The following is a 24,791-nucleotide window of genomic DNA, read 5'->3' as shown; positions in this document are numbered from 1 at the left end:
CTGCATCCGGCGCATTAGCGGTAACTGGTCGGGTCACGTCCCGCTGAGTGGACGCTCCTAGGAGCTTCCGGTTCCTCGAAAAAGCACACGAAATGAATTCGTTCTTAGGATGCGGCGGTGGGGAGAGGGCAGGGTCGGACCCGTCAATACATCCTCATTACCCCGACGCCCTGCCGAAAGTTGAGACTGACCCGTGGCGATGGGTGCGGCGTCGCATCAGGTCCATCACCGCCGGGAGGTGAATTGGCGGCGACGTCGAAACTGATCAATGGCGACGGCCGAGACCAGAATGACACCCACGAATATATTCTGCGCCAGGGAGTTCACGTTGATCACGACAAGTCCGTTGTTTATGACCGCAAACAAGAGAGCACCGAGCGCACTGCCACCGATACTGCCGATACCACCGAATAAGCTAGTCCCGCCGATGATGACCGCCGTCACGACCTGGAACGTGAGGGCTGTCCCGCCAGCTGCAGGGTTGGCGGAGCTCAGCCGCGCAGCGCCCATGATCCCCGCGAGCGCTGCGATTCCGCCCATCATGGAGTAGATGATCAGGTCATGGCGGTTCACTCGAATCCCGTTGGCCGACGCCGCTGCGCGATTGCCGCCGACCGCCCGCGCATCGTAGCCGAGGCTTGTCTTCTCGAGGAGGATCCAGAACACGACCCCGATGATGACGGCATAAAGAACAAGGAAGGGCACCCCGAGGAGAAAGCCCTGTCCGAGGTCGGTGAAGGCTTTGGGAAATCCGTACACACTGCTTCCGCTGGTGATCAGAGTGATTGTTCCGCTTGCAACGAAGAACATGCCCAGCGTCGCAATGAGCGGGGGGACGCGGAGGTGCACCGAAAGCCACGCGTTTATTGCACCCAGTGCGCAACCGACGCCAACCCCAAGGATTACCGCTAGAGGCCAGGGGACCCCGGCGACCATCATCAGGCCTGCTGAGACACCGCCAGTCGCGAATAAGGCGCCAGCGGAGAAGTCAAGCCCTCCGCTCACCAGCACCAGCGTCATCGGGCATGCAACGATGAAGTAAAGGGTTGAGGCGCGCAGGATTTCAAGGATGTTGCCGGTGCTGAGAAATACCGGATTGCCGATTTGAAAGACAGCGAGCAACCCAATAAGGACTGCGACAAGACCCGCGAGCTGTGCTCGGTCCCGGAGGAACCGCGTCAGCCACGCGAGAGCACCCGGTCGTGGGGTCTGACCAAGAGATGCGCTTCGTGGGCCGGATGCCGTTGTCGTCGTTGCTCCGTTGGCGGTCATGCTGCTTCCTGTTTCGTTCCAGTAATCAAGGCGATGATCTCGTCGCGTGTCGTCTCGGCCACAGTGCGAATTCCCGCGACCTTGCCTAGTCGCATGACGACGATCCGGTCAGCGATCTTGAACACAAACTCGATGTCGTGACTTACGCAGATCACGGCGTTGTTTGCTTCTCTCAGCGTCGCGATGATGTTCCCTGCATGCATCGTTTCGCGAACGCCGAGCGCAGCCGTTGGTTCGTCGAGGAGGATAGTCGTTGCGCCGGCGCGGACTGCGCGCGCGATCGAGATGATCTGACGCTGGCCACCCGAAAGCATTCCGATCTGAGTGTGAACATCCGCGACAGTCACCTTCAGTTCATCGAGGAACCGCCTCGATTCCAGGTCCATTTTTTTGCGATCGACGAACCAACCACGGCGTGGAAACTGCCCGAGGAACATATTCGTCGAGACATCAAGACACTCAACGAGGGCGAGATCTTGAAACACAGTTGCGATGCCAGCCGAACGAGCATCCGCGGGGCTGGCGAGCGTCACCGGCTCACCTTCAACCAGAATTTCGCCCTCGTCGGGGCGGTGTACCCCGCTAATGGCCTTGATGAGAGTGGACTTACCCGCCCCATTGTCACCAACGATGGCGAGGATTTCCCCCCTGCTCACGGTGAGACTCACCTCTTCCAACGCAGTGACGCGGCCGAACCGTTTGGTCACCCCGCGAAGCTCGAGCGCGGGTTGGGTGCCCTTGGGTGCTGTCATCTACTCGCTCTCCTCGTCAACGTTGTCTTTGGTAACGAATGTGATCCCGGAGTCGATCGCCTTATCAACGCTCTCCCCATTCGCGAGGGCAACGAGGTTGTCTACGGCGAGAACTGCCATCTTGCAGAAGTTCTGCTTCGACGTGCCGAAGAGCACGCCTTCCTTGATGCCGTCGATGGTCTCGGGGGTCACATCGTTGGTGACGCCGACGATCGTTCCCACAGCGCCCTTTTCCTTGATCGCGGCGATGATTCCCGTCGATGAGACACCCTGCCAAGACAGAACGACGTTGATTTCAGGGTGTGCGGTCAGCATTTGGTTCACGACATCGACAGTCTTGCTCGGGTCACCCTCGTCGAACCCTTCGACGATGAATGAAACGTTCGAGAGATCCTGGGAGACGATTCCGTCTTTCACTCCCTCGACGAAGATGTTGTGGGTTCCCGTGGGCGCACCGCCGATGATTCCGATATTTTGCTGGCCATCCCGCTCGGAAATTGCCGCAGCAATGGCAGCACCCTGGGTTCCATAGTCAGTTCCCACCGTGAAGTCCTGGACATCTGTTGTGTCGCTCGTATTCATGGTGGCAAGGAGTATCCCCGCTGCCTTCGCCTGTTCCATCACCGGAGTGAACTGTGCCTTGTCGATCGGCTGCATGATGATCGCGTCGTAGCCGGTAGCGATCGCCTGGGAGACGAGGTCGATGCTCTTCTGGTTGTCCGTTGCGCCACTCGTCGGACCAGCTGTGGACGCTTCAATGCCCAACTTTTTCGCCTGCTCGAGGAAGCACTTATCAGCCTCAGCGAGCGGCGGGTACGAAGGAAGAATGTTTGAGAAGAAAATCTTCTTGACTCCGGTCGAGGCTTCGTCGCCGCCCGCGGCCGCGGTATCGCTGGGAACACTGCAGGCGGAGACGGCGAGGAGCAGCGCGGCGGTTGCTGCCATGGCTGCGATAGGGCGATGTTTCACTTGACTCTCCTTTGAGTGGACACCGGTAGCGTCCCGGCGGTGAGATCAGCCTCCCAGCGTCCCTCGCCCGGTGCATCCGCTCGCGGATGCAAGTACTTCCGACAGATGGCGGATGATGAACCCAACCATAGGTCTGTTGGACACTCCCAGCATTTCCCGCCACAGGTACAGCCCGATCTCCGATCGACAGCTATGCTTCATTTCCGCGACTGATCTTCGGTCAGTTCCCAACGGAGGGCACAGATGGAAGGGTTACTTCGGCGCCTATCCTCGGAAGGATCCGAGGCGGAGAACGCCCTGCGCGTGATCGCGTTCTTTGACCGTCTGGTCGAGACCAGGGGCGGTTTGGATGAACTGGTACGTTCTTCGGCCCGGCTAATCGGCGCGCCGGCAGGGTTCGCAAGTGAAGCCGGCGTGGGGGGCTGCGCCTTCGACGACCGCGGTCGCCGTGTTTCGACCGATCCGCCACAAGACGTGATCAGTTTGGCGGTGACAACCAGCTCGCGACGGTTCGGGAGAGTGTGGATCGCTAATTCCTCGGACAACGTATCGCTGGGCGAGCTAGTGATAGAACGGATGGCGCTCTCCGCGGCGACGATTCTCGAGCGATCTCCAAGCTCGTCCCGCGCTGACGAGACGAACGACCTAACCGTGGTGCTTTCCCGAGATGCACCCGCTGAACTAAGAACGGATGCCATTCGCGGATTGGGATTCCGTGCTGAGTGGGATGTGCGGGTGCTGGTCATCGCGCCGACGATGTCCGCGGCAGAAGCTGACACTTCAGTTCGCGAGTGGGCCCATTTTCATCACCTCCAGGCAAGCCAGATTCACCGCGATGACCAGTTTCTTGTCGCATTGGTCCGCGACGTCGCTCAAGGCACACCCCTCCCACCGCCACCGTGGTCAGCTCTCACGTCGATTGGCTGTCGCGCCGGAATCATTGACGCGCACGTCTCGCTCGCAACGGCTCGCCGGGCGATCCACTTGACATCTGCAGTCCTCGGCCCGACCTTTGTCGACTGCGAAACACTCGGTGCCCTCAGCCACCTCGCCGACATCCACCCGGCTGCCGCGGGGTCCACACACCTCGTAACCCGACTGACATTCTTGGCCCAGTCTGAATCGGGCCGCGCGGAGCTCATCGCGCTCGACGCTTTCTGTCGCCACCGAAGCCTTCGCTCAGCATCAATGGAACTGAACCTCCACCACAGCTCCCTTGCCCACCGCCTGAAAAACGCGGAACGGAAGCTGAATTTGGACCTCGCCGCGTCGGACGCGCTCTTCCAGCTGGCGCTCTCCCTACAGCTCTACCGAATCGCAGGGTGGTCCTGACGCTTCGCCAACTGTCGGACTATCTTCCACCGACGTGCGGAGGTGGCCGGATGACCTTGCTGAAAGACTGACATAACTCTGAGGCACGAAGTAGTGCCCCGATCAACTAACTCTGTGGGAACGGAATGATGGCCAATGATGGACCCCGAACTGGCTGCGGCGAGCGTGTTGATGGAACGACCAAACATCGAAGATCAACACTCCGCGCGAGCACTCGCCCTGTCGCTGCGGGAGACGTCCTCCTCTGCCGAGGAGGAGACCCTCGGCCGAGTCGAATTCGAAGACCGGGACATCCCCTGTTCGGACGGCAACGAGTCCATTGTGGTCAGGATCTACCGGCCGACAGACACCACTCAACTTCGCCCTGCAGTGGTGTTCTTTCACGGCGGCGCGTTCGTACTCGGAGACCTCGAGTCCGAGCATCCCCGCTGCCTCAGATACGCCGCCGAGGCGGGCTGCGTCGTCATATCGATCAACTACCGACTCGCTCCCGAGCACCCATTCCCGTCCGGGGTGGAGGACTGCTACTCAGGACTCTTGTGGGTAGTCGAGCACGCGAACGAACTCAACATCGATACTTCGCGTGTCGCCTTGGCCGGGTCGAGTGCTGGTGGAGCCCTCGCCGCCGCGACAGCGCTGATTGCACGCGACCGAAACGGACCGGTAGTCGCGCTCCAAATGCTGCTCTATCCGGTGCTCGACGACCGGATGCAATCGACCTCCATGTCGACCTTCGCTGACACGCCTGTCTGGGACAGTCGAAACAACCGGGCAATGTGGCGCCAATATCTTTCCGGGACCGCTAACGTGACCAGTTACGCAGCGCCCGCCAGAGAACTCACGCTCGAAGGCCTGCCAAGCACCTACATCATGACCGCCGAACTCGACCCGCTGAGGGACGAGGCCATCAGCTACGCTCTCCGCCTCCTTCAGGCAGGAGTTTCCGTGGAGTTACATCAAATAGCCGGCGCCTATCACGGCTTCGATCAACTCGTCGCCGATGCGGCAATCTCCCGCCGCGCCCTCGACGACCAGGTGCATCATCTCAAGCGGTTTCTGCGAACCTAGAAACTCTCGCGGACACGCAAAAATCATCACATCGGGATAAGCGGGCGCGCACCCGGATGAGCACCGCTGCCCGTCGTGCGAAAAATGCCCCGAATCATCCAGTCGATCGACGCATTCCGTCGCCCCTTAGACATCAGCCACGCGCACAGCAACGGAGTGTCGTTCCGTCAGGGCAACTTCGGCGTCAGTACAAACAACGTGCCGGAGTTGATCGGCGGGTTTTGTCTGCCTGGACGATTACTTTCATGCAATTCCAGTGCCACCGCGATACGGCTTTTAACCTCGAAGGAGCTTTTCACGATGAAAACCAGCTCGAGATGGCGGAAAGCATCCGCCCGCCGGGGAATCGGGTTCGCAATGATCTATATCTCGAATTCGCGTCGGCGCGCTCAACTACAGCCGTCCATCTCCGATTGTTTAAATTGCTTTTTGCGGGCCCGTCTTTTCTCTGTGACCTCCGCTGCGTCGACAATTGCGGTGACCTTCCCGCCTGCATGCGAGCGGTGCGCTGCAGTTCCGTGAGGACTTTGCATCTGGGGAACCCGCGAGACGCCGAGTTCGACGTAATGGGCAACATCGCATCCGCCCTGTAGCGCGGGCGACCAAGCGGGCTACCTTTGCGCATTCACCAGGCGTGCGTATCTCCCGTCGAGGGCCACCAGCTGCTCGTGCGTGCCGATCTCCACGATGCGCCCGCCGTCAAGCACGACGATTCGGTCTGCGGACCGAATCGTCGACAGCCGGTGCGCGACGACGAGTGTGGTCCTGCCCCCCATGAGCCGCCCGAGGGCCTGCTGGACGAGGCGCTCCGACTCGCCGTCGAGGGCGGATGTCGCCTCGTCGAGCAGGAGAACTCGCGGGTCGCGAACGAGGGCACGTGCGATCGCGAGTCGCTGGCGCTGCCCGCCCGACAGGCGCGACCCGCGCTCCCCGACGATGGTGTTCCACCCCAGCGGCATCCGCTCGACAATGTCGGTCGCGTTGGCATCGACGATCGCCCGGCGCACTTGCTCGTCGGACACCCCGTCGAGGCCGTACGCGATGTTGTCGCGCACCGAGCCCTCGAAGAGCACGGATTCCTGAGGCACCACCGAGACCGACGAGCGGAAGCTGCGCATGTCGAGAGTGGCCATGTCGGCGCCGTCGAGCAGGATCCGGCCCGATGTCGGCCGGAGGAATCCAAGCACGAGGTTGAGCAGGGTCGACTTGCCGGAGCCGGAGGGACCGACAAAGGCGACCGTCTCGCCCGGCCTGATGTGCAACGACATCCCGGCGAGCGCCGGGCGTTCCCCGGCACCATCCGGGTGAATGAATCCGACGTCGTCGAGCCGGATGTCGCCTCGCACCTCTCGGACGAGGGATCGGCCGTGATTGCGTTCGACATCCGGCTCCTGCAGCACCTCGCAGATGGACTTGATCGACTCGCGGCCCTTCGCGATGACGGGAGCGAGCGACAGCAGCCCGATGATGCTGCTCGTCAGGATGGTGAAGTAGGTGCTGAGAAGCACGACCTCTCCCGCGCTGATCGGCACAATCCCCGTGAGCGCGGCAGCGGCCGCGCCGACGAGGCAGAGCACCCCGAGCGCCTGGTAGGAGATCCAGCTCAACGACCCAAACGACCCGTTGAGGCGGTCCAGCGCCAGCCCGGCGCTCCGGACCCGGTCCGCGCTCGCGCCGACCCGGCCCGCGGCGGTCGACTCCAGCCCGTGCGCGCGCGTGATCGGCATGAGCGCCGCCATCTCGCCGACCCGTGCCGAGAGGTGCTCGACGCTGTGCCGGAAGACCTCGTTGCGGGCATTCGACCGGCTCCGGAGCCCGCGCACGAGAAGCACGGCAAGCGGAACGGCAAGCACGAACACCGGGACGAACGCGGGCGCCCTGACCGAGGTGACGACGATCGCACCGGACAACACGAACAGCGCCGATAATCCGGTCTGCGCGCTCTGCTGCAGCATCAGCTCGATGTTCTCCACATCTCGTACGAGCTTGCTCTGGATGATCGACGAGCTCATCCGCGAGTGGTACCCGATCGACAGCTCCTGCAGCCGGTGCGTGAGCCCATTGCGGACGTCGGCCGCGAGGTGCCGCACGCTGCCCATGTACAGGCGCACGAACAGCATATTGGTGGGAAAGTTCTGCACGAGGATCACGAGGGCGGCGATCAGCAGCCACAGCAGGTGCGTCACCTCCCCGCGGTCGACGACGACATCGATCACCGCCGCGGTGATGACTGGAAGCACCCACTGCGGGCAGTCCTTGATGCCGAACAGCAGTGCAGCGAGAAGGATGCGCCACCGATGCGGCTTGAGCCACCCGCCGAGAGCGCGAAACGGCTTCGTCGCGTCGACATCTGCCAGGGGGTGGCGGGAGGAGGTCACGTCATGGGCCGGATCGCCCAGCCAGACGCTCGGCGTAGTGGTCACGCACGACATCGGCGGCCGACTTGCCATAGACGCAGTAGTCGTCGTTCGCGGCGGCATCCTCGACGGCGTACAGCTCCGCCGGCCAGTCCCAGAGCATGAAGCCCTGCACCCAGTCGCGCCTCGCGCAGGTCTCGAACGCGTCCCGGTACCACTCCGCCTGGGCGTCCTCGGACGGGTCCCCCTGAAGCGTCCAGTCGTTCGGCCTCGCCTGCGATCCCTCGCGGCTAGGGCATCCGGATTCCATGAAGAAGAACGGCTTACCCTCCCGCTCGACGACGGGCTGGATGCGGTCGAGCTGGTTGTCCCAGTCGCCGAGCGGGTAGTACCCGCTCGAGGAGATGATGTCCACGGCATCCCACCAGGTGACTCGGTCTTCCTGGTACTTATCGCAGTTGTAGGTGACGAGGCCGTCGTACGTCAGGCGCACGTCGGAGACGAGCGCCCGCCACTGGGTCTCGCGCTTGTCGGCCTGCACCATCTCGCAACCAATGCAGAGCATCTCGACGCCCTCCTCCTGGGCGATGGCGGCGTAGTGCAGGATGAACCGGCCGTACGACGCGAACCACTGCGCCCAGCTCGGCTCGCCGGGCACCTCCTCGTCGAAGAAGCCAATGAACGCCCGCCAGGTGCCGTCCGCGACATTCACGACGGGCTTGAGGCACACCTTGTGCCCGAGCCTCTTCGCCTCGCGGATGGCCCAGCGCACCTCGTCATCCGTGACCGTCGGCTCAGCCCCGAAGGGGATGTCGGTGGAGTGCGCCGTGGCCTGCAGCGCCCCGAACGAGAGGCCGACCCAGTTGACGTTGAGGTCGTCGAGTTTGCCCAGGGAGTCGGCGGCCGCCGGGGTCGCCCAGGTTCCGCGAACGCCGGTCCAGCCCCAGGTCATCCCACAAAACTGCTCGTTACGCAGCTCCGAACCCCGCCCATCGAGGGCGCTCATCGCGCTGCCCGGACGATCATGAGCTGGTTCGAGCTTCTCAGCACGTCGCGCGACACGAGCGCCGCCTCGTCCAGATCGGATCCGGATGCCACGGAGAACGTGACGCTCTCCCCCGGGAGCAGCGTCACGAGCTGGTCGTCGACCCGCGCGTTCGCGTCGACCTTGTCGACGAGCAGCGCGATGTCGCGGACGAGATTCGTGGCGGTCACGGTGACGTCGTAGCCGGTGTCGGTGCGGTTGACGGCCGTTCGGAGCTGCTCGGCCTCCAGCGCGGAGTCGCGGTACTCGGCGAAGAACCACAGCGCGCGGCGCCCGCCCAGGGTCGCCACGAGCAGTTCCCGTGCCGGGTCATCCGGGGCCCCGAGTTCGAGGGGTACCTCGACCGTTCCGGTCTCTCGAGCGGACAGGTCGATCGGCGTCGACACTGTGCCCAACGGTCGTCCGTCATACGAGAGGCGCTCGATCACGAGATCGCCGGACCAGGCCTCGCCGCTGTCGTTCACGAGTGCCACGACCAGCCCGCCGTCACGCGGTTGCACGGTGATCAGGCGGTCGGCGTAGGCGTGCTTCACGGAGTAGAGGAGCGGCTTTGGGTGTCCGTCGCCGTCGACCATCGCCCATGACGTGACCGGCCAGCAGTCATTCAACTGCCACACGATCGCCCCCATGCAGACTGGGCTCAGCGAGCGGAAGTGCTCGATCCCGACCTGGACGGCGGTCGCCTGGTTGAGCGACATCGCCCAGTGCCAGTCGGCCATGTCATCGGGCAACGGAAGGTGCGCGATGAGTCCGTCGATGAGCTTGACGTTTCCGTCCATCGCCTTCTGGTGCACGAGCATCCCGGGCGATTCCGGGGTGAGGGGGCGGTCCGAGATCGACCGGGTCATCGTGGACCAGGTCGGCGGGCCCTGCCAGCCGAACTCCCCGACGAACCGGGGGTCGGAGTCCCGGTAGTGCGGGTAGTCCTGCCGGTTCCAGAGCTCCCACAGGTGCGTCGAGCCGTGCGCGGGGTCGTTGGGGTGGTGCTGGTCCGCGCCGTCATCGGAATTCTCCGGCGAGAAGGGGCTTCCGGGCGTGTAGGGCCGCTCCGGGTCGAGTTCGGCGACGATGGCGGGCAGCAGCTGGAGGTAGTAGCCCAGTCCCCAGCTCTTGTCGCCGAGCCTCTTCTCCCATCCCCACTCCTGGTAGCCCCAGATGTTCTCGTTGTTGCCGTTCCAGAGCACGAGGCTCGGGTGCTGCACGAGGCGAGTGACGTTGTCGCGCACCTCGGCCTCAACCTCCGAGCGCATGGGCTCATCCTCCGAGTACGCGGCGCAGGCGAACAGGAAATCCTGCCAGGTGAGGATGCCGCGCTCGTCGCACAGCTCGTAGAAGTCGTCGGCCTCATAGATGCCGCCACCCCACACCCGCAGCAGGTTGATGTTCGCCTGCTCCGCCTGCGCGATGCGTGCTGCATAGCGGGGGCGGTCCACCCGGTGCACGAACGCGTCGTCCGGGATCCAGTTCGCCCCCTTGATGAAGACGGGACGGTCGTTGACGATGAACGCGAACGGGGTGCCATGGGAGTCGGGGGTGTGGTCGATTCGCACGGTGCGGAAACCGATCCTTCCCTGCCACGCGTCGACGATGGTTCCGTCGAGCTCGAGTTCGACGTCGACCTGGTACAGCGGCTGCTCGCCGTGGCCGCGCGGCCACCAGCGCTCCACGTCGTCGAGGGCCACCTCGACTGTGGCGGTCGTCTGGCCCTGCTCGAGGTCCAGGCTGGCCTGGGCTTCGCCCACCGTCACGAGCAGCCGGCCGGCGCCGGGTGCCGAGCCGACGAGGTCGACATTCACTTCGACCGTTCCGCGGCTGTGGCCATCGGATCCCTCCACTGTGGCGATCGGCCGGACGGGGCCGAGCCGCGCCGAGGTCCAGCTGTGCAGCGTGACGGGACGCCAGAGTCCGACGGTGGGGACATCCGGCCCCCAGTCCCAGCCGAAGTTGCACGCCATCTTGCGGATGGAGTTGTAGGGGTGGTGGTTGACGTGCGGTCGATAGCCCTGCTCGACGCTTGCAAGGTCGGCGTACTTCACGGGGGACGCAAAGGTCACGGTGAGCTCGTTGGTTCCCTCCCGCATCATCGAGCGCACGTCGAACCGGTGGGTGCGGTGCATGTTCCTGGTCTCGGCGACGAGCTGGCTGTTCAGCTCGACGCGGGCGACGGTATCGATCCCCTCGAAGACGAGGTCGGTGTGCTCGCTGCCGGCGCCATCGTTCTCGCTCCACTCGAACGACGTGGAGTAGCGCCAGTCGCACGCGCCGACCCACGCCACCAGTCGCTCGTTGTCATCGAGATACGGATCGACGATGAGCCCGGCGGCCAGGAGGTCGGTGTGCACGCTGCCGGGCACGGACGCCGGGATCGTGCGCCCTTCGACATTCGCTGCGACGGGCCCCAACACCGCCTCGAACTGCCAACCGTCGTGTAGCTGTCGCTCGCCCCTGGCCTGGTGGACGGTACTCGTGGTGGTTGAACTCACTTTGTTGCTCCTTGGGTAAAGCCGTTGTAGATGTAGCGCTGGAGGATGATGAAGATGACGACCGTCGGAATGATGACGATGAGGGCCCCGGCGGAGATGACCTCCCACTGTGAGCCGAACGGTCCCTTGAACCGGAAGAGCGCCGTGGAGATCATCGCGAGTTTCTCCGACGGCATGTAGAGGAAGGGAATGTAGAACTCGTTGTAGATCGCGATTCCCTTGATGATCACCACTGTTGCGATGGCAGGCTTGAGCAGCGGCAGGATGACGCGCCAGTAGATCGTGAACCGGTTGGCCCCGTCGAGCATCGCGGCCTCGTCCACGTCTTTCGGGATCGACTGCATGAACTGCACGAAGATGTAGATCGAGATGATGTCGGTGCCGAGGAACAGGGCGATCGGCGCGGCGTAGGAGTTGTACAGCCCGAGGCCGATGACGATCTGGAACGTGGCCACCTGCGTGGTGACGCCCGGAACGAGGGTCGCAAGCAGGAAGAGGGCGATGACGACCTTCTTGAACCTGAAGTCGAACCGGTCGATCGCATACGCGGTCATCGAACCGATGAGGATCGTGCCCGCGAGCGAGACGATGAGCACGAACGCGGTGTTGCCAAACCCGAGGAGCATGTTGCCCCTGGTGAACGCGGTGACAAAGTTCTCGAAGTTGAACCAGTTGACCGGAGCGTCGAGAGGCCCGCTCGTCAGGTATTCCTGCCTCGTCTTGAACGAGGTCATGACGATGGCGGCGAGCGGGATCAGGGTGACAACGGCCGCGACGATGAGGCTCGCGTACTTGAGGACGACAGCGATTCGCCCGCGGACGACATGGGTTTCCCGCCTCTTCGGCGGCGCCATCCGCGTGCTCGGGGCATCTGGGCGTGCACCGGTGGTTGTCATGTGAGATTTACCTCGTCGTCGGGAACAAGTTTTCGTTGCACGAAGGTCACGGTGAGCACGATCAGCAGCAACACGACGGCCATTGCCGAAGCGAGGCCGACCTGGCGGAACAGGAACGCGCGGTTGATGGTCTCGATCACGAAGGTGGCACTTCCATTCGCGCCGCCCGTCATGATGAACGGGATCTCGAAAACCGCAAGGCTTCCGGAGATCGCGAGGATGAACGACAGGCTGATGATCCGCTTGATGCCCGGCGCGATGATGTACCGGAACTGCTGCCACTTGCTGGCTCCGTCCAGGTCGGCCGCCTCATAGAGCTGGGACGGGATTGACTGGATGGCGCCGAGGAAGAGCACGAAGTTCAGGCCGGTGTAGCGCCAAATGGATGTCGACGCGAGTGACAGGTTGACCGCGTCGGGATTGCCGAGCCAGGCCGTGGTCGCCTGCTCGAGGCCGACCGCCTTCAGCAGGCTGTCGAGCGTGCCATCCGGTTGGAACAGGTAGAGGAACACCAGCCCGATTGCGACGCCGTTGATCAGGTACGGGAAGAAGAGGATTCCCTTGAAGAGGTTCCTGAACCGGGTGCTGAAGCTGAGGATTGTCGCGAAGTACAGGGCGAGTGCCATCTGGATGAAGGATGCCCCGATGTAGTAGAGGCTCACGAAGAAGACCCGGAAGACCTCCGGCTCGGTGAAGATCTCTATGTAGTTCTCGAGCCCGACGAATTCCTTCTCAAGGTCGACGCCGTCCCAGTCGGTGACGCTGTACCAGATGAGGTTCGCCGCCGGAACGAAGGTGAAGGTGATGAGGAACGCGAGGGGGATGATGAGGAACAGGTAGGGCGTGATCCGTCTCCGCAGCCTGCTCGAGCCCAGGGATGCGGATTGTCGCTTCGCTTCGCTTCGGAGCGGCACTGCCGCTGTCGGGGGAACACCCCCGGTCGTACCGGTCAATTGGGACATGAGGCCAGTCCTTCCGGGGGTGTTCCCCTGCAACGGCGTTGTTGATCGTGCGAGTGCTGCGTAGAAGCTAAGAAGAGACCTCGGCCCGGGCTTCCGCCCAGCGGGTGTTGAGCTCCTCGAAGTACGACTTCTTGTCGCCGTCGGCGGCACCGCGGGCGATGTCGACGAGCTTCTGGCGGTAGATCTGGCCGAAGAGGTCGATCTCAGCCTCGTTGTAGATGTCGGAATTGAGGGTCGCCTCCTCCGCCGGGGCCGGCGTCAGCTCCACGAGCTCGACTCCGGCTTCCGTGAACCCCGCCAGGGTGTCCGGCAGCTCGCTGTCGACAGTGGGCGGAATGCTTCCCTGGCTTTCCGCGAAACCGGACTCCTCGGCGAACCAGTCGATCCAGGCGCGGGCGGCGACCTTGTTGTCGGAGTTCTTGTTGATCGCGTTCGAGAAGTCGCCCGCGGTCTGCGAGAAGAAGGTTCCGTCCTCCTGGTACGGGAACGGCATGTAGCCGATGTCGGCGGGATCGGCTCCGGCATCCTCAGCTGCCTGCTGGAACTGCACAATCGACCACGAACCCAATGCGGCGGTGGCGGCTTCGCCGGTGGCGATGAGCCCCTTCGAGCCTTCCCAGGCGGTGGTGAGCGGGTCGTCCTCGCTGAGGCCGCCAGCGACGATGTCGAAGAGGAGTCCGTCGATGACGTACTGTTCGTTGCCCTCGGACCACGGCGCATCCTCGAAGTTCATCTCGTTCACCGTCTCCGGGTTGCCGGTGATGGCGCGGTTGCCCTGCCACTGGCTCAGCGGCCATCCGTCCGCGTAGTTGGTGTAGTACGGGATGGCGTCGGTGTTGTCCTTGATCGCCTGCAGGTCCTCAAGGAACTGCTCCGGGCTCGTCGGCAGCTCGGTGACGCCCGCTTCCTCCCAGACCCGCTTGTTGTAGAGCAGCCCGTTTGCCCCACCGAATGTCGCCATTCCGTATCCGGTTCCGTCGAACGCCGCCTTGTCCACGTAGCGGTACTTCGCTTTCAACTCGTCGACGGTACCGAGTGGCTCGAAGAATTGCGGAAGCTGGTCGAGGCTGACGGAGTTGGGGATGCCGAGCACGTCGCCGTAGCTGCCGGTCGATAGGCGCGTGGTGACTTCGCCCTCGTAATCCGTGATCGCCTCGAACTCGACGTTGACGTCGGGGTATTCCTTCTCGAACGCCGCCTTGTAGTCCTTGAAGTCTGTCTCGAGGAGGTCGGTGCGGTTGGTGAGCACGGTGATGTCACCGGAGGGGTCTCCGCTGTCGGGCCCGCCTCCTCCCGTGGAACAGCCAGCTAGTAGGAGCGCTGCTGCCATTGCTCCCGCGATGTGCTTCTTTGCCATCTCTTGGTCTCCGATTCGGTGTTGGTCGTCATTGACGAAACAGCGTCATCGCTCTCCAGTCGAGGGGATGACCTCACACGCTGTCGAACGCGACGCTATGCCACATCGCGAGGCGGGTCAAGTGCAAATGTCAACGCTGTCATCATGCTCAAAAATCTCGGTGGCGGTGCCTATGGCGCGCTGTTACCCCGAGTTACCAAGCTTCTGGGCATATTCGGGCTGCTCGACGCGGATGATCCAGATGCCGCTAATGATTACGCTGACATTCCGTCGTCGGCGGTGCTACCGTGTCCCCATGACCGAGACGGAAACGGAAGCGAGCGCACTCGCCGCGCCCGGCACCCCTCAGGCGAGGGCGACGCTCGCGGACGTGGGGCGGCTCGCCGGGGTGAGCCCCAAGACCGTCTCCCGCGTGATCCTCGGGAGCGGCAACGTCGCCGAAGGGACGAGGGAACGCGTGCTTTCCGCCGCGCGCACGCTGAGATTCCGCCCGAATCACCTCGCTCGCAATCTCCGCCACGGAAGCGTCACCAACACCGTCGCGTTCGTCATCGGTGACCTGACGAACCCGTTCTACTTTCTCGTCGCCGCCGGCATCGAGCGTGAACTCGCAAAACACGGACTCATGATGATCCTGGCATCGACCGACGACGATCCGGCCAGCGAGGAGCGGGTCGTTGAGACACTCCTCAAGCAGCGCGTCCGCGCGCTGCTCATGGTTCCCATCGCCGCCGACCAGTCCTACCTCGAGGGAGAGCGCCAGCTCGGCACCCCCGTCGTCTGCATTGACCGGCCCGCACGCAACCTGATCGCCGACTCCGTCGTCCTCGAAAACTTCACGGGGATGCAGAAGGCCGTGCGATCACTCACTCGCGCCGGGCATCGCAAGATCGGCTTCGTCTGCTCCCCCGCCGAGCTGTACACGCACCAGCAGCGCCTCCTCGGTTACCGCCAAGCGCTCCTCGAGGTCGGAGTCACCGACACGTCGCGGTGGGAACGTCTCGAAGACGCCGACGGGCCGAGCGCGGAGGAGTCGGTACGCGACCTGCTCGCACTCGAAGACCCTCCCACCGCGATCATCGCCGGAAACAACCGGGCGAGCTCCGGCGTGATCCACGCCCTCGGCAACAGGTTCGACAAAGTCGCGTTCGTCGGATTCGACGACTTCGAGCTCGCCGATTCCGCCGGAATCAGCGTCGTCGCCTACGATCCGGCGGAGCTCGGCCGCCAGGCCGCCCGCCTGGTCCTGTCGAGACTCAACGATCCGATCGGCCCGCCTCGACAGATCGAGATACCGACCTCCCTCATCAGCCGCGGATCCGGAGAACTCACCGTGACTCTCCCACAGTGACGCGGCCTCGACCCCATCAGAAGGACAGCCCAGTGACTCCCAGCGCCACGCCCATCCGCGCCCTCGTCTGGGGCGAAAACCGGCACGAGAAGCGCGAGCCCGGCGTAGCCGAGCGATACCCGGAGGGGATGCACGAGGCGATCCGGGCCGGGATTGAACAGCACCTCGGTGCCGCGGCATCCGTCACGACCACCACCCTCGACGAGCCGGAACACGGGCTCACCGAACAGGTACTCGCCGAAACGGACGTGCTTCTCTGGTGGGGGCACACCGCCCACCACGAGGTGTCCGACGAGGTGGTGGAGCGTGTGCATCGCCACGTCCTCTCGGGCATGGGGCTCATCGTGCTGCACTCCGGTCACTTCTCGAAGATCTTCCAGAAGCTCATGGGAACGACCTGCTCATTACGCTGGCGGGGAGAAGTCGACCGCGAGCTGGTGTGGACGATCGACCCGACTCACCAAATTGCGAAGGGGGTTTCACACCCAATCATCATCGAGGAACAGGAAATGTACGGAGAGTTCTTCGACATACCCACTCCGGATGAGCTTGTGTTTGTGAGTTCGTTCAGCGGCGGGGAGGTGTTTCGCAGCGGATGCACCTGGCGACGCGGTCACGGGCGGATCTTTTTCTTCAGCCCGGGCGACCAGGAGTACCCGGTCTACCACCACGCCGACGTGCGCCGCGTAATCGCGAACGGCGTCGAGTGGGTGGCGACCGACCGCGCACGGCGCGCGCTTCCCGAGCTCCACAGGTATTACAGCGGCGAATACTTCGAGAACGCGGATGACCACGGGGGCCCCCAGGCCGGACCGTCCGAATGAGCGCCTTTGCGACCCTTCCCGACCCCTGCTCGACGGTGCGAGTCATTCAGGTGGGGGCCGGAGGGATGGGACGAGTCTGGCTCGAGCTTCTTGCCTCGACCGCGGATGTCACCGTCGTCGGACTTGTCGACCTCGACGTGGACCTAGCGCACGCTGCCCTGACGGAACTCGCCGTCAGCGGCGTGATCGTCGGCACGAGCGTCACCGAGGTCGCGGCGTTCGTCGACGCGCACGCGGTGATCAACGTGACCGTGCCGGTCGCCCATCATCCGGTCACGACCGAGGCGCTCTTCCTCGGCTTTCCAGTGCTGAGCGAGAAGCCGATCGCCCCGACCGTCGCCCAGACCCTGTCGCTCGCCGCCGCTGCCGAGGTGACGGGGCAGCTGCTGATGACGAGCCAGTCGCGCCGCTACTACCGGTCGCTAAAGGAGTTCCGCCGGCTGCTCCAGTCGATCGGGCGGGTAGGTATCCTCACCACAGACTTCTTCGTCGCACCGCGGTTCGGCGGATTCCGGGACGAGATGCCGTTCCCGCTCCTGGTGGACATGGCCATTCACCCCTTCGACGTCGCCAGGTACCTGCTCGGCGCGAACCCGACCTCGGTGTACTGCGAGAGCTTCAACCCGCCGTGGAGCTGGTACGCGGGCGACGCCGCGACGACGGCGATCTTTGAGTTCGCCGACGGCGCGCGCTACACCTACACTGGCAGCTGGTGCAGCGGTGGGCTCGAGACATCCTGGAACGGCTCCTGGCGAGCGAGCGGCTCCGGCGGAACCGCCACCTGGAACGGCGAGGACAGTCCGCTGGGAGCTGGATTCGACGGCAACGGACTGGCTCCGTTATCCGTCGGATCGGATGCCGAGGGGCTGGAGGTCATCGCGGGAGCCCTCGCAGAATTCATCGCATCCCTGCGCACGGGGAACGCGCCGTCCGGCGAGGTGCACTCGAACCTCTTCAGCCTCGCGATGGTGGAGGCCGCAGTACGGTCAGCCGAGACGGGGGCCCGGGTCGCCATCGCCGATGTGCTCGAAGCGGCGCTCGAATCGGCGATCGCGGGAGAACGGCGCGCGGACGTGCGTGCGGCGCTCAAGTCGTGGGGGTCAGCTGCCGACCACCTTGCGAACGGTTAGCACCGTTCGCCGTCGACAGCTGACCGTCGGCTATTTCGAGTAGCTCCCCTTGAGCGTCGATACCCACACGTAGTCGAACTCCGCCGTGAAGTCCTGGCCGGCAACCTGCAGTCCGAACGTTGAAGAAGCATCCGTCGTCCATGACCCCGGTCTGCCCGGTCTTGCTACGGGCCTCGAACGCGGCCACCTACCGGCCCAGCGTGGCCTCGTTGACGAGCTCGGAATCCGAGTGCGCGAGCGTTTGGTCGAAGTTAGTTGGCGCGGCCGCAAGGCGGGTATGAGCGCGCGTCGTGATCTGATGTTCCAGGACCGCTCGGGACCCGCCGTGCGCTACTGCTTTCTGGGCGTACATGGCGCGCTCCCCCGAGTTGTCGAGCCAGCGCCCAGAAGTGCAGCCGTCCATATGAGCGCCCGACTGACACTGATTGATCGGAGTAACCTCACTAGCCCGACGCGAGCAAGGATCGGTAAGGTCACTCTCACTGAGTGAGCAGCGAATACATGAACATGTCGCGGCGCATACCACCAACTCACTGCTAGGCACGAAAAGGACCTTCGCCTTGAAAACCTGCTTTTGTTGGCGCCGACCCGAAACGGGGCCGGCCGTTTCGGGTCGTCGTCAACAACCGTTCCATGGGTTGTCTACATGCCGTCCCACCGGACGTCCCTCTTCGATAACGACTCATATCAAGCAACTATTTTAGCTTTGGCGAAGAGGTCGTCCTGGCGGTAAGGCCACACGGATTGGCTCAAAAACGAGTTCAATAGGGTTCTGGAGTAGACACCGATGTGGCGCCACACATATTGGCTGTCATTGATCACCGAGCGGTCCGGACCCTGTCGCGCCGACCGTTCCCCTTGCGGTGTCGGCGGTCACCGTGACGGACTGAACAGTAATGCCGGGGTGATCCCGCCCAGCGCGACCCCGACAATGCCGAGCAACATCATTGGGCGGGCGGGCGGCGTCTTGGTGTCGTCGCACCGGCATACGGCTTGCCGCGGCTCAAAACCTAATCCAGTAGACACCGAGCGAACCCACTGCGAAGCGGGCGATTAGGAGCAAGACGATGACCGCTAGTGAGATGGTCAGCCAGAGCCACCATCGGCGGCCGGTATTCGCGATGGCCAACGCGATGAGGATGGGGACGGAGAGATACATCACGGACACGGCCAGTAGGACGGCGGCGAATCCAAGGGAAGATACGCTACTTACTGAGGCGATGACGGCCACCGCAGGGATCAAGGAAATGGCTGTGGTGATGGTTCCAATCACTCCGACCGCCCAAGCGAGCACCAATTGGAAAGTGCGTGCGGGTCGCGGTTTCTCGGCGGTCATGCGAGTTCGGATACGAGCAGTCGCGTGGTCTCGGCTATCACTTCGTTGTTACCTTCCGCATGCGGGTTGTTGGTCCGAGTAAGGATACAGAGAACGATGAAGTCAGTGTCGACTTGTCAGAGGATGCCAGCATCGTTGATGATGCCCTAACTTCCTGCACCGGTCTTATCCGCGAGCTCGTATGCGCCGGTCAGTCCCGCCCGTGCCCGGGTGGGCGCAAGGGTGCATCTCAGTCCATTTCGGCCTGTTGCTGCAACCAGTCGATGGGGACTGCTGCACGGATAGGTGACATCTGATCTGGCTTGCCCGGGAGGGCGGCCTGGAAGGATATTGCTATGCCCAAGCCTTACCCGAGCGAGTTCCGTGACGACGTGGTGCGCGCCGCGAGGAACCGCGAGCCCGGTGTGACGATCGAGCAGATCGCGAAAGACTTCGGCGTTCACCCGATGACGCTGCAGAAGTGGTTGCAGCGCGCCGCGGTCGACGACGGAGCCAAACCCGGCCAGTCCCGCACCGATTCGGCCGAGCTGCGCGAGGCGCGCAAGCGGATCCGGCTCCTCGAGCAGGAGAACGAGGTCCTCCGGCGGGCTGCGGCGTATCTGTCGCAGGCGAACCTGCCGGGAAAAGGTTCTACCCGCTCGTGAAGGAGCTCGCTGCTGACAGGATCCCTGTCGCGGTGACGTGCCGGGTTCTCAAGCTCTCCCGTCAGCCCTACTACCGATGGCTGGCTGACCCCATTACGCCCAGCGAGGTGGTGGAGGCCTATCGCGCGAACGCGTTGTTCGACACGCACAAGGATGACCCCGAGTTCGGGCACCGACTCCTGGCCGACGAGGCCCGAGACGCCGGGCAGGCGATGTCGGATCGAACCGCGTGGCGGATCGCATCGGACAACGGCTGGTGGAGCGCGTTCGGGAAGAAGCGAGGCAAGAGCGGCAAAAAACCTGGCCCGCCAGTCCACGCCGATCTGTGCACTGTCACAGACGAGGACGGGCGGATCCGGCACGAGTTCACCGCCGATGGCCCGAACCAGCTCTGGCTGACCGACATCACGGAACACAAGCGACGGAAGGCAAGCTCTACCTCTGCGCCGTCAAGGACGTGTTCGCCAACAAGATCGTCGGCTACTCCATCGACTCCAGGATGAAGTCGAGCCTGGCAGTCCGGGCGCTCGAGAACGCCGTCGCGATGCGTGGCGACGTCGCCGGTTGCGTGGTCCACAGCGACCGAGGCAGTCAAGCCAATTTCGAAGCCGGAAGTTCCTCCGCGCTCTGACCCGTCACCGCTTGGTCGGGTCGATGGGGCGGGTGGCCTCGCGCGGTGACAACGCGGCCATGGAGAGCTTCTTCGCACTGCTGCAGAAGAACGTCCTCGATCGCAGATCCTGGGCCACCCGCGAGCAGCTGCGTATCGCGATCGTGACCTGGATCGAACGGACCTACCACCGGCGGCGCCGGCAGGCAGCTCTGGGTCGTTTGACCCCGGTCGAATTCGAGGTCATCATGAACACGACCGCCGCACTGGCGGCGTGACTACAAACTGTCACCTACTCGTCCAACAGTCCCTGGCGCCTGTCCTGCTCATTCGCGGTAGGCGACATCAGCTGGTGGCCGTCTCGTGTGGCGGCTTCAGGCCGCAATGGTCACTTGCTCTCTTCGGCTATCAGACTTGGACGCCGTCAATCGTGAAGGCACCACCGATGAGTGGGCAGTCGGTGTTGACGGTGCGGAGCAACCCGTGCACGGGAATCCTTTCGAGGGAGCCATCTGGGTTTGTAGCATTCGCGTCAATGGGGACTGAGCGACGCGTGAGGGAGGGACCGCGCTCGCGAGCGCAGTCCCTCCCGCCCGCTCGTCCATGTGGATCAGCAGCGTCTCTGGTCCTATCCCACAGCCGAGGAACCCGCGACCGGATGCTGAACCACTTGTCTTAGGAGCGCCGCCGACTCCGCGGACGGGGATATTCGATCATCGAATACTCCACGAGCCCTCCGCCACCGATCACACTATGACCGATTCGCAACAGCCTCCGTGCTCCGCGCCTACGGAGTTATCCAAGAAGGTCTTCGCTCCCGCAAGGGGACGGCTCCACGGGTACGCTGACGCCTGAACCGCCGACACTCGGTCGGGCGATCCGTAACCGGACACCTCAGATGATTGCCCGGTTTGGCTCCCGAACGTAGTGTTGAATCATGGCTGAGCATGAAGAGTTGGCAGTTTTTCTGGGTGACTGGCATGCCGAGGGCACCTCGTATGGTGGTGACGAGCAGTCGCTGGATAACCCGCACGCGGGAGCAAGTCCGTGGAACAGCATCCACTGCGCCCGGTGGCATTCGGGCAACTACTTCATCGTGCAAGATGAGCGCGCGAACGGTCCGTTCGACACGCTTAGTCTGATGGGCTGGGACGCTGAAGCGGGCCGCTATTTCACCCGAACGATCGAGAATCACGGCTTCGCACGCGATTACACTCTGACAGTCGACGGTCATACTTGGACGCTGTCGGGCGAGCACGAGCGGGCCACCTATCGATTTGGCGAAGACGGTCGCCGCCAAGAGATCGCCTGGGAGTGGAAACCCGCCGAAGTATGGCTACCGCTTTGCGACCGCACCGCTAAGCGCGTCAACTGATCGAGCGCCAATGGCTTCCAACAGACGGTAAGTCTGCCTGACGCTGTGTCATAGGCCTCCGTCAGTTGCACAGCTGGCCGCAGCTCAAATAGGGCGAGAGACACATGCGGGTCAGCGCTGAGTCGCCGCACGACGTCGCGCAGGTAGGCGGCGAAGAGCTCCCGGTCGGGAGACCGAGCGCCACGCGAAAAAACGACCTCGGGATCGGGTGTGAGTCGCTCCCCGATGCGGTCAACCAGTGCGGAGACGAGATCGTGGCCGGGTCGGGAAGTAATTCGAGGCGGTGCCCCGCGGTGTACTGGCCGCGGCGTCGACCGCGCGGTGAGTGAGGCCGCGGGCTCCCTCCTCGGCGAGAGCGGAGCCCCGTTCGTCGTTACGAGTCCGATCGCTCGAGTGCGCGCACGAGGGCGGCCTGAACAGCATCCTCGGCCGACGCGAAATCCGCCCCGCGCCGGACGAGGATGCCGACCACCTCAGGGATCGCGCGGCGGATTACCGTCGCATCTACCTGCGTCAACCCAGGTCGGCCGGTGGCGCGCTCATGACCTCACGCACCTCCAGCCACTCGCCCAGAGGTGTGCCACCCGCCCATGGCGCAGCCGACAGCTCGGAGGCGAGCTCCACAGCCCGTTCGTAGGAGTCGACCTCGACCATCATCCAACCCGCGATGAGGTCTTTCGTCTCGGCGAAAGGACCGTCGACAACGGGCGGGCGCCCCTCGCCATCGAAGCGAACCCACGCGCCGTCTATCGAGAGGCCATCCGACGAGACCATCTCGCCCGACGTGATGAGCCGCTCCTCCATGTCACGCATGTACTGCACGTGCGCGGCCCACTCGTCCGGGGTGAGCTGATCCATCGCGACAGAGTTCACCGAGGGACGTCCGCCCCGGTAGTGCTTGAGCATCAGATATTTGGCCATGTGAGCCTCCCATTCGGTGCAGCCCATTCTGGCCGCTTCAGATAGAAGACGGAATCGAAAGGGTGATCTCGACATCCGTCGGCGAGGTTCTCAAGCGCTCTGCCGCGTCGCAGTCTCTCATAACCGAAGTGCCTCGAAACAGATGGGATACAAGACTTTCAGGCCACTGCGGAGTCTCGCGGACTTAGCTCAATTGGCCACCCAGGGATTGCGCCGTACCGAGTTCGGAAGATGACAGTGGTGGGCCTCCTGCATCCGTCGGCGGCGTTGAGGGAAGGATCCCTGTTGCTTCCACCATCTGAAACCACCATCCACGAAGGCAAGAACACACATATTCAAGAATGAGAAAGTCATGGCATAGCCCTGAGTATGGTGCTGACGATCCACGTAAAAGCATTAAAATTATGCCGGCCGGAGCAGCCGCTGTGCGTGGGCTGAGGTATGTCGAGCGGGGGCGGCGACTTACACTCCGAGATTGCCCCTTACGCGAAGCGCTCAGGTCTTCGAATACTCATGACCCGATTTCTCTCAGCGACCATCATTTCAGCGTTCTCCCAGCGAACCTCGGTTACCTGGAAGCCACAATCTCAGTTACCTCCAACGAACCATCCCGATTACGAGGAGAGAACATGCCCTTCATCACCGTCCCCGGCCAGAACGATAGTGACGTCGAACTGCACTTCGAAGACGTCGGCGCCGGCAAGCCCGTCGTCCTGATTCACGGCTGGCCTCTCAGTAGCAGGTCATGGGAGAGTCAGGTACCCGCGCTGGTCGATGCCGGCTACCGGGTGATCACGTACGATCGCCGCGGGTTCGGCCAGTCGTCGCAGCCGTGGAATGGGTACGACTACGACACGTTGGCCGCCGACCTGAAGGCTGTTCTAGACACCCTGAACCTCCAGGACGCTATCCTCATCGGATTCTCGATGGGAGGTGGCGAGCTCGCCCGGTACGTCAGCACCTACGGCACCGAACGCATCGCGAAGCTTGTCTTCGCCAGTGCAGTGCCGCCGTACCTTTGGAAATCGGATGACAACCCTGATGGAGGTGTCGACACCGAACTGGCCCAGTGGTTTCACGACGGGCTAACTGGAGACCGCCCGGCATTCCTGCACGAATTTCTTCAGATGTTCTTCACCGCTGGCAAGCCCTCGCTCGTGAATAAGCCGAAGGTCAGCCCGGAGCAGATTGCGTACAACCTCGATATTGCCGAGATGGCGTCGCCGAAGGGCACGCTCGACTGCACAACGGCGTTCGCGTCAACAGACTTCCGCGCCGATCTGACAAAAATCACTGTGCCTACGCTGGTGATACACGGCGACTCCGATACCATCGTGCCGTTCGAGGTCAGTGGAAGGCGCACTCACGAGGCCATTTCCGGCAGCGAACTCGTAATAATCGAAGGCGCCCCGCACGGACTCACCGTCTCACACAAGGACGAGTGGAACCGGCACGTTCTCGCCTTCCTGGCGAAGTAGCGCCATCGAAGAGTCCACCTTCGTCTTCGGCGCAACGTTAAACGTCTACGGAGGCATGTTCACCCGGTGGCCCACACAAACCCATCCACAATAAATCTCTAGAAAGAGGGTAAACACATGAGTCAAGAAGCAAATATCGCTGCGCAGCAAGATTTTGGTGACGCCGTAAACAGCGGAAAACTAGACCTTCTTGACGATCTCGTGGCCGAAGACGCAGTCGACAACGACCCTGCCCCCGGGCAAGGCCCGGGCCCCGCGGGCTACAAAGCGTTTTTCGGCGAGATGATTGTCGCCTTCCCCGACCTGCACATCGCAGTCGAGCGCCTTGTTGCAAACGACACCGACGTCGCATTCGCGTATACCCTCACCGGCACCCACCAAGGCCCACTCATGGGCCGCTCCGCTACCGGAAGAAAGATGTCTGTTCGTGGCATGCAAATCAGCCGGTTCAAGAACGGAAAACTTGCCGAGCGCTGGGGCAGCAGCGACCAACAGGGCATACTCGAACAACTCGGCCTGGCACCGTAACCTTCCACAGCTGATATGTAGTTGCTTTTGTCAAGTGGGCAGGGTGAAGCGGCGTCCGGGATGATCGTTCCCGGGCGCCGCTTCTGCTGGTCATCGAGTCG

Annotated in this window: 20 protein-coding genes and 2 pseudogenes; 11 read left to right on the top strand and 11 right to left on the bottom strand. The window is 63.2% G+C overall.

The features are described from left to right. Positions 1-225: 225 nt before the first annotated feature. Genes ABIB15_RS12505 through ABIB15_RS12495 form a run of 3 tightly spaced genes read right to left on the bottom strand, consistent with a single transcriptional unit; the run spans position 226 to position 2,969 of the window. The gene (locus ABIB15_RS12505; protein WP_354479092.1) at positions 226-1,272 is read right to left on the bottom strand and encodes an ABC transporter permease; all 1,047 of its coding nucleotides are present in this window, start codon (positions 1,270-1,272) and stop codon (positions 226-228) included. Further along, positions 1,269-2,024, bottom strand: a complete 756-nt coding sequence (locus ABIB15_RS12500; RefSeq protein WP_354479089.1) for an ATP-binding cassette domain-containing protein — start codon at positions 2,022-2,024, stop codon at positions 1,269-1,271. Before ABIB15_RS12500 ends, ABIB15_RS12505 begins: the two co-directional genes overlap by 4 nt. Further along, positions 2,025-2,969 (bottom strand): sugar ABC transporter substrate-binding protein, encoded by a 945-nt coding sequence (locus tag ABIB15_RS12495; RefSeq protein WP_354479086.1) that lies wholly within the window; start codon positions 2,967-2,969, stop codon positions 2,025-2,027. Between the two features lie 327 nt (positions 2,970-3,296). Between ABIB15_RS12495 and ABIB15_RS12490 the strand changes: the two genes are divergently transcribed. The 3 genes from ABIB15_RS12490 to ABIB15_RS12480 all read left to right on the top strand — a co-directional run bounded on the left by ABIB15_RS12490 (position 3,297) and on the right by ABIB15_RS12480 (position 5,915). Then, positions 3,297-4,325: a helix-turn-helix domain-containing protein gene (locus ABIB15_RS12490; RefSeq protein WP_354479083.1), complete on the top strand. Its 1,029-nt coding sequence runs from the start codon at positions 3,297-3,299 to the stop codon at positions 4,323-4,325. Between the two features lie 135 nt (positions 4,326-4,460). Continuing rightward, positions 4,461-5,393, top strand: a complete 933-nt coding sequence (locus tag ABIB15_RS12485; RefSeq protein WP_354479080.1) for an alpha/beta hydrolase — start codon at positions 4,461-4,463, stop codon at positions 5,391-5,393. Between the two features lie 75 nt (positions 5,394-5,468). After that, a complete protein-coding gene (locus ABIB15_RS12480) occupies positions 5,469-5,915 on the top strand; it encodes a mannonate dehydratase (RefSeq protein ID WP_354479078.1) in 447 nt (148 codons plus the stop codon). An 89-nt stretch (positions 5,916-6,004) separates the two neighbouring features. On the opposite strand, the gene ABIB15_RS12475 is transcribed toward ABIB15_RS12480, so the two are convergent. The 6 genes from ABIB15_RS12475 to ABIB15_RS12450 all read right to left on the bottom strand — a co-directional run bounded on the left by ABIB15_RS12475 (position 6,005) and on the right by ABIB15_RS12450 (position 14,493). Next, the gene (locus ABIB15_RS12475) at positions 6,005-7,816 is read right to left on the bottom strand and encodes an ABC transporter ATP-binding protein (RefSeq protein ID WP_354479075.1); all 1,812 of its coding nucleotides are present in this window, start codon (positions 7,814-7,816) and stop codon (positions 6,005-6,007) included. Beyond that, positions 7,773-8,702 (bottom strand): glycoside hydrolase family 113, encoded by a 930-nt coding sequence (locus ABIB15_RS12470; protein WP_354479072.1) that lies wholly within the window; start codon positions 8,700-8,702, stop codon positions 7,773-7,775. The genes ABIB15_RS12475 and ABIB15_RS12470 overlap by 44 nt, the downstream gene beginning before the upstream one ends. A gap of 50 nt (positions 8,703-8,752) precedes the next feature. Beyond that, entirely contained in the window at positions 8,753-11,278 is a 2,526-nt protein-coding gene (locus ABIB15_RS12465; protein ID WP_354479069.1) for a glycoside hydrolase family 2 protein, read from the bottom strand. Then, the gene (locus tag ABIB15_RS12460) at positions 11,275-12,174 is read right to left on the bottom strand and encodes a carbohydrate ABC transporter permease (protein ID WP_502908964.1); all 900 of its coding nucleotides are present in this window, start codon (positions 12,172-12,174) and stop codon (positions 11,275-11,277) included. Before ABIB15_RS12460 ends, ABIB15_RS12465 begins: the two co-directional genes overlap by 4 nt. Beyond that, positions 12,171-13,136, bottom strand: coding sequence for a carbohydrate ABC transporter permease (locus ABIB15_RS12455; RefSeq protein ID WP_354479066.1), 966 nt, complete (start codon positions 13,134-13,136; stop codon positions 12,171-12,173). Before ABIB15_RS12455 ends, ABIB15_RS12460 begins: the two co-directional genes overlap by 4 nt. A gap of 67 nt (positions 13,137-13,203) precedes the next feature. Next, complete coding sequence (locus ABIB15_RS12450; RefSeq protein ID WP_354479063.1) at positions 13,204-14,493, bottom strand: ABC transporter substrate-binding protein; 1,290 nt, start codon at positions 14,491-14,493, stop codon at positions 13,204-13,206. Positions 14,494-14,788: 295 nt separating this feature from the next. Here ABIB15_RS12450 and ABIB15_RS12445 point away from each other — a divergent pair, with 295 nt between their 5' ends. The 4 genes and pseudogenes from ABIB15_RS12445 (at position 14,789) to ABIB15_RS12435 (ending at position 17,798) form a co-directional block, all read left to right on the top strand. Continuing rightward, on the top strand, positions 14,789-15,844 hold the full coding sequence (locus tag ABIB15_RS12445) for a LacI family DNA-binding transcriptional regulator (protein ID WP_354479060.1): 1,056 nt from the start codon (positions 14,789-14,791) through the stop codon (positions 15,842-15,844). Between the two features lie 32 nt (positions 15,845-15,876). Then, positions 15,877-16,668 carry a ThuA domain-containing protein gene (locus ABIB15_RS12440; RefSeq protein WP_354479057.1) on the top strand — a complete coding sequence of 264 codons (792 nt, stop codon included), beginning with the start codon at positions 15,877-15,879 and terminating at the stop codon, positions 16,666-16,668. Next, a pseudogene (locus ABIB15_RS15300) lies at positions 16,665-17,051 on the top strand (Gfo/Idh/MocA family protein); the annotation flags it as partial. The gene ABIB15_RS12440 and the pseudogene ABIB15_RS15300, both read left to right, overlap by 4 nt. Before the next feature lie 6 nt (positions 17,052-17,057). Then, on the top strand, positions 17,058-17,798 hold the full coding sequence (locus ABIB15_RS12435) for a Gfo/Idh/MocA family protein (protein WP_502908966.1): 741 nt from the start codon (positions 17,058-17,060) through the stop codon (positions 17,796-17,798). A gap of 1,003 nt (positions 17,799-18,801) precedes the next feature. On the opposite strand, the gene ABIB15_RS12430 is transcribed toward ABIB15_RS12435, so the two are convergent. After that, the gene (locus ABIB15_RS12430) at positions 18,802-19,071 is read right to left on the bottom strand and encodes a hypothetical protein (protein WP_354479051.1); all 270 of its coding nucleotides are present in this window, start codon (positions 19,069-19,071) and stop codon (positions 18,802-18,804) included. 398 nt (positions 19,072-19,469) lie between these two features. Here ABIB15_RS12430 and ABIB15_RS12425 point away from each other — a divergent pair. Together ABIB15_RS12425 and ABIB15_RS12420 are read left to right on the top strand one after the other, a co-directional pair. Beyond that, a pseudogene (locus ABIB15_RS12425) lies at positions 19,470-20,666 on the top strand (IS3 family transposase). A gap of 659 nt (positions 20,667-21,325) precedes the next feature. Then, positions 21,326-21,763, top strand: coding sequence for a hypothetical protein (locus ABIB15_RS12420; protein WP_354479048.1), 438 nt, complete (start codon positions 21,326-21,328; stop codon positions 21,761-21,763). 513 nt (positions 21,764-22,276) lie between these two features. Here ABIB15_RS12420 and ABIB15_RS12415 read toward each other — a convergent pair. Beyond that, entirely contained in the window at positions 22,277-22,684 is a 408-nt protein-coding gene (locus ABIB15_RS12415; RefSeq protein WP_354479045.1) for a YciI family protein, read from the bottom strand. 629 nt (positions 22,685-23,313) lie between these two features. On the opposite strand from ABIB15_RS12415, the gene ABIB15_RS12410 reads away from it, so the two are divergent. Together ABIB15_RS12410 and ABIB15_RS12405 are read left to right on the top strand one after the other, a co-directional pair. Further along, on the top strand, positions 23,314-24,162 hold the full coding sequence (locus tag ABIB15_RS12410; RefSeq protein WP_354479042.1) for an alpha/beta fold hydrolase: 849 nt from the start codon (positions 23,314-23,316) through the stop codon (positions 24,160-24,162). 117 nt (positions 24,163-24,279) lie between these two features. Continuing rightward, positions 24,280-24,690 (top strand): ester cyclase, encoded by a 411-nt coding sequence (locus tag ABIB15_RS12405; RefSeq protein WP_354479039.1) that lies wholly within the window; start codon positions 24,280-24,282, stop codon positions 24,688-24,690. The last annotated feature ends 101 nt before the right edge of the window (positions 24,691-24,791 follow it).

It is taken from the genome of Marisediminicola sp. UYEF4 (assembly GCF_040546025.1).
GTDB lineage: Bacteria > Actinomycetota > Actinomycetes > Actinomycetales > Microbacteriaceae > Marisediminicola.
This window is presented reverse-complemented; position numbering and strand designations above follow the sequence as displayed.